This window comes from Gemmatimonas sp. (assembly GCF_044345575.1).
GTDB lineage: Bacteria > Gemmatimonadota > Gemmatimonadetes > Gemmatimonadales > Gemmatimonadaceae > Gemmatimonas.
In genome coordinates, this window is record NZ_JBIJAW010000236.1 from 1 (window position 1) to 5,213 (window position 5,213).

General features: G+C 66.3%; 5 protein-coding genes. 3 read left to right on the forward strand and 2 right to left on the reverse strand.

Annotation, left to right across the window (positions count from 1 at the left end):
• The coding region (locus ACIQ6O_RS12445) for a serine/threonine-protein kinase (RefSeq protein WP_396208111.1) at positions 1-1,200 on the reverse strand (1,200 nt) is incomplete at its 3' end.
• A 200-nt stretch (positions 1,201-1,400) separates the two neighbouring features.
• Here ACIQ6O_RS12445 and ACIQ6O_RS12450 point away from each other — a divergent pair.
• Genes ACIQ6O_RS12450 through ACIQ6O_RS12460 form a run of 3 tightly spaced genes read left to right on the forward strand, consistent with a single transcriptional unit; the run spans position 1,401 to position 4,599 of the window.
• Positions 1,401-2,525 carry an alpha/beta fold hydrolase gene (locus tag ACIQ6O_RS12450; protein WP_396208113.1) on the forward strand — a complete coding sequence of 375 codons (1,125 nt, stop codon included), beginning with the start codon at positions 1,401-1,403 and terminating at the stop codon, positions 2,523-2,525.
• Positions 2,522-2,974 carry a DUF983 domain-containing protein gene (locus ACIQ6O_RS12455; protein WP_396208114.1) on the forward strand — a complete coding sequence of 151 codons (453 nt, stop codon included), beginning with the start codon at positions 2,522-2,524 and terminating at the stop codon, positions 2,972-2,974. Before ACIQ6O_RS12450 ends, ACIQ6O_RS12455 begins: the two co-directional genes overlap by 4 nt.
• Entirely contained in the window at positions 2,974-4,599 is a 1,626-nt protein-coding gene (locus ACIQ6O_RS12460; RefSeq protein WP_396208115.1) for a hypothetical protein, read from the forward strand. The genes ACIQ6O_RS12455 and ACIQ6O_RS12460 overlap by 1 nt, the downstream gene beginning before the upstream one ends.
• 252 nt (positions 4,600-4,851) lie before the next feature.
• Here ACIQ6O_RS12460 and ACIQ6O_RS12465 read toward each other — a convergent pair.
• A partial coding sequence (locus ACIQ6O_RS12465; protein WP_396208116.1) for a hypothetical protein occupies positions 4,852-5,213 on the reverse strand: 362 nt, incomplete at its 5' end.

Sequence of the window (5,213 nt, forward strand, 5' to 3'; positions counted from 1 at the left end):
GCCCCCCACCATCGCCTTCGCGGATGCGGCGATGGCGGCAATCTGATCGGCGGCGTCGCGTGCCATCCCCGACGACTGCTTCGCGCCGTAGTACCACACGCCGTAGGTGAGCGTCGCCGCCAACACGAGGTACGGGAAGATCGATGGGCGGCGACGCAGCGCCACCGGGTCCCGGCGACGCCGTGACTCGGCCTGCTGGGCTTTGGTCTGCTGCGTCGCCATTGGCTTCGCAGGCGTACGGATGCTCGCGTTGTCGCTCGGCGTTCGCGCGGCCACGCTCAGCATGCGCTGCCCCAGCGCGTGCCGATAGATCTCCGCCGTCTGCGTGGGCGTCATCTCTTCCACCGAGTTCGCCAGCGCCGCGCCGAACTCGGCCACGCTGCCAAAACGATCCGTCGGATCTGGGGCGAGCGCTTTGTCGAACACCACCTGAATACTGTTCGGCCAGTCGAGATCGTCACGCACCTCATCGAGACGGCGGGGCCGGCTCGTAAGGCGGGCAATCAGCGATTCCTTCGACGACGAGTTGGAGAAGGCCTCGTGCCCCGTGAGCGCAATGAACGCGACGAGCGCCAGCGAGTACTGGTCGGAGCGCGGGTCGAGCACGTCACCGGAGAGTTGCTCGGGCGACATGTATTCCGGCGTCCCCACGGCAAAGCCCGTGCGGGTCACCTGCTGCGTGCCGCGCTCCATCGTGCGGGCAATGCCGAAGTCCACGAGCTTCACAACGAACGTCCCGTCGGTCCGCTTGGAGACCATGATGTTGTCCGGCTTGACGTCCCGGTGCAGAATGCCCAGCTCGTGTGCTGCCGAGAGGGCGTCAGCGGCCTGCGCCATGATGTCCGCCGCGACCACGGGGTGCATCGCGATCTCCCGCTTCAACAACGCCGAGAGCGACTCGCCCTCGATGAACTCCATGGCGAGGTACACGAGCCCTTCATCGGTTTCACCGAAATCGAAGATGCTCGCGACGTTCGGATGGCTGATCTTCGACGCGTTCTCGGCTTCGCGCGTGAAACGCTGGAGCGCTTCCGGTTCGTGGACGAGGGCGGGGCGCATGATCTTGATGGCACTCTTGCGCTTCATCCGCACGTGCTCGGCCAGGTACACCTGACCCATGCCCCCCTCGCCGAGCTGCTGGAGCACCTTGTACCGGCCACCGACCGTCTTGCCGATCAGGTTGGCATCGGACTGCGCCACGAGCGGGGTCCCGTCTTTTGAACAGAACCCGGTCGCCTCGTCGTATTCGTCCCCGCATTGGGGGCAGACCTTGATCGCGCTCACAAGAAGCGAAGCTATAGGCGGGGGGCCTGTTGGCAAGCAGCCTGAGCATGGGGGGAGACCGCAGGAAGACTCGCCGGGTCACTCTCCTGCCTCGAGGGCGGACGGTATCTTTCGGCATGGCCACTTCCCCGATCTTCCGTCCCCGGTCACTCATGGCCGGGCTCGCTGCTGCCGCTTGCACCCTCCTCACCACACCGGTCGCCGCGCAGAACGCCGATGCCGCCCGCGCCTGGGCGCGGGCCGGGACTCAGGGCGACTTCGTCATCCGCAACTTCCAGTTCCGGAGCGGCGAGACGCTTCCGGAGCTCAAGCTCCACTACACCACCCTGGGCACCCCCCGGAAGGATGCGCGCGGCATCGTGCGCAATGCCGTGATGATTCTGCACGGCACCGGCGGCAGCGGCCGCAGCTTCCTGTCTCCGACGTACGCGGGGAACCTGTTCGGACCCGGACAGCTGCTCGACAGTAGCCGCTACTTCATCGTCCTCCCCGACGGCATCGGACACGGCGGGTCGAGCAAGCCCAGCGACGGACTCCGCGCCGGCTTTCCCAAGTACGGCTACGACGACATGGTGGTGGCGCAGCATCGCCTGCTCACCGAGCACCTTGGCGTGAACCATCTGCGGCTCATCATGGGCACGTCGATGGGATGCATGCACGCCTGGGTGTGGGGCTACACGCAGCCGAACTTCATGGACGGCCTCGCACCGTTCGCCTGTGTACCCAGTCAGATCGCCGGCCGCAATCGGATGATCCGCACGATGGCCATGGATGCCATTCGGGACGATCCCACGTGGAACGGTGGCAACTACACCACGCAGCCGCCGGGGCTCAAGGCGGCGCAGATGATGCTCTACATCATGTCGAGCGCGCCGCTCGTGCAGCAGAGCCAGGCGCCCACGCGGGATCAGGCCGACTCGGTCATTCGCGCCTATCTGCAGCAGCGCATGGCCAGCACGGACGCGAACGATTTTCTCTATCAGTTCAACTCGTCGCGCGACTACGATCCGTCGTCGCATCTGGCGGCCATCACCGCGCCGGCGTTGTTCATCAACTCGGCTGACGATCAGGTGAACCCGCCCGAACTTGGGCTCGCCGAATCATTCGCCAAGCAGATGCCGAAGACGACATTCATCCTGCTCCCCATCACGGCGGACACGCGCGGACACGGTACGCACTCGCTGCCCAAGGTGTGGGGCAAACACCTCGGCGCGTTCCTCGCCACGTTACCGGAGCGATGAGCACGGTACACGCCATCGAGTTACCAAGGGCCACCGTATCGCAGCTCATGACACGCGCGATGCGGTTACGCTGTCCGCACTGTGGTGGCCCGCGCATCTTCGCCTCGTTCTTCCAGCTCAAGGCCAATTGTCCCTCCTGCGGCCTGCGCCTTGAGCGGGGCGAGAGCGATTATTTCGTCGGCGCCTACCTGTTCAATCTCATCGCCGTCGAGCTCATTCTCTTCGTTTGCGTCTGCGGGTTCGTGTTTTTCACGTGGCCCGATCCGCCGTGGGACGCCATCACGTACGTCACTGGGTTCTTCATGCTCGCCGGGTGCTTGGGCTGCTACCCGTTCGCCAAGACCACCTGGCTCGCCGTAGATCTCGCCATCCGGCCCCTCACACGCGAGGAGTTGCAGTGGCACCGGGAAGGCGGCGACGTGGGTGATCGGGAGTTGCCGCACCTTTGATGGCGACGGGCTCCGTTTGGTGGGCGCGGTTTCGCGCCGTGCTCACCTTCGAAGTCCGGGCGCAGGCGCGTGAGCCACTCACGACGCTCTATGCCCTCGTGTTCTTCTTCCTCGCGTTGGGGTATGCCGCCTCCAGCGCCGTGGAACTCGTGAGCGATCGCGGCGCGGTGCCGCGCACGGCACCGTGGGCGCTCATGCTCGCGTTCGGCGGGCTCACCGCCTTCGGGCAGGTGATCACCACCATGATCGCCACCACGGCCATGCTGCGCGACGAAGCCCAGCGCACGCGCGCGCTGGTGGCTACGAGCGGGCTGGGGGTACGTACCTGGTTTGCGGCCAGAGTGTGCGCCGCGTTGGTGGTGATGCTCGGGGTGTATGCGGCCATGCCCATCGGTATTGGGCTCGGCACGGTGCTCAGCAGCGGCAACGTCGTCGAGGCGTTCACCGGGAGCGCGCGGGCCTACGGTGTCGTCACGGTGCCAACGATGGTGACGGTGACGCTGCTGCTCGCCAGCGCGGCGTTGCTCACGCAGCGGGTACTCGGTGTGCTCTCCGCGGCGCTGGCACTGGTGGCCATCTGGCAGCTGGCGCTGTCACTTGCCGGTAGCCCCTCCACGGCGATCATCGGCGCGTGGCTCGACCCGTTCGGTAATGCACCGGTGCTGGTGGAGACGCATGGGTGGACCGAGGCGCAGCGCACGCTGGCCGCCGTACCGCTCGACGGCCTGTTCGCTGCGAATCGTGCGCTGTGGGTGACGTTGGCGGCGGCCGTTGCGACCGTCGTGCTGCGCATGCACGCGCACCGGGCGTTCGCTCCCAGCGCGCCTGCCACCAGTATACGCGACGACGTGCGCATGACGGGGTTGCTCGCGTCGTCGCGCACGGCCCTCGCGTCGGTGCGCCGCTTTACGGCCGGGTGGATGCAGTTCGACGGGGGATGGCGTGTCGTGACCGCACTGGCAGTGCTCAACGCGCTCTTCAATGCAGTCACGCGTACGCTCCCCGCCGCCGATACGGGTGTCGCGATGTTCGCCGCCCCGCTCGCACTGGTCACCGAGCACTCGCGTCTCTTTCTCATTCTGCTCGCCACTGTCTACGCGGGGGAGCTGGTGTGGCGCGAGCGGGACGTGCGCGTATATCAGCTGCTCGACGCCATGCCGGTGTCGCGTGGCACCGTGGCTCTCGGTCGCATGCAGGGATTGCTGCTCGCGCAGCGGCAGGTCGTCGTGCCCCTCGCCGTGGTGGGACTGGCCGTGGGCATCGTGCGTGGCGGAGTGAGTGTCGCCACGCTGCCTGATGCTGTACCGGTGTGGTTGGCGTGGAGCGTGTTCGTGCTTTGGCTGCCTTATGCGCAGCTCACGCTGCTGTCGCTGGCTGTTCACGTGCTGCTCGATCACAAGGTGATGGCGCATCTGCTGCTCATCACCGGGTGGGTGGCGGCGGTGGTGCTCGACGGACAGGGTGTGGCGGCGTGGTGGTTGCGCTTCGCTGAGCCGGCGCCGCTGCTGGAGAGCGGCGCGGTGGCGTGGGAGGGGCTGGTGATGCGGGGGGCGTATTGGAGTGCGGTGAGTGCGGGGCTTGTCGGCGTGTGTTGGTGGAGGTGGCGGGTTGGCAGGGTCCGGTGATCGTCAAAAAGCAGACGGCAGACGGCAGGAACTACAGCACGCAGTACGGGAGGAATGTGGTACAACAAAACGGGCGCCACCGCTTCGCGGGGCGCCCGATGTCCTTTGCGGTAGGGATATCGGGAGCCGCGCGCAGCGCGGGCTCCCGTGTTGTCCTACCGAATTCCTCCCGTTCTGCGTGCTGTGGTTCCTGCCGTCTGCCGTCTGCAGTTGTCACACGGCACTAGCAGCATACCCCATACTCCGAAGCGCCTACTTCTCCGCGATGATGAGGTACCGCGACGGCGTCCAGAACTTCGACGGATCGGTAATGCGGATGCTTTCCCCGCGGAACGACCCGTCCTTCTCCTTCTTCGCCACTTCGACCAGCCCCACGTCGTGACGTGACACGATGCGGTAAGCGCGATCGTTGCGCGGCAGGGGAATCGTGAGCACCTCGCGACGATCGGCGCGCGTGAAGCGCGATTCGTCGAGCGTACGCGCGGGCACGAGCGTCTTGCCGAGCTTCACGATGAGCAGCCCACGCGAGCCGCCCTCTTCGGTGACCACACCGTCGGCGAGCAGCTGGCGGCGCGACGAGACCACGTAGAACACGCGGTTCTCTCGCACATCCA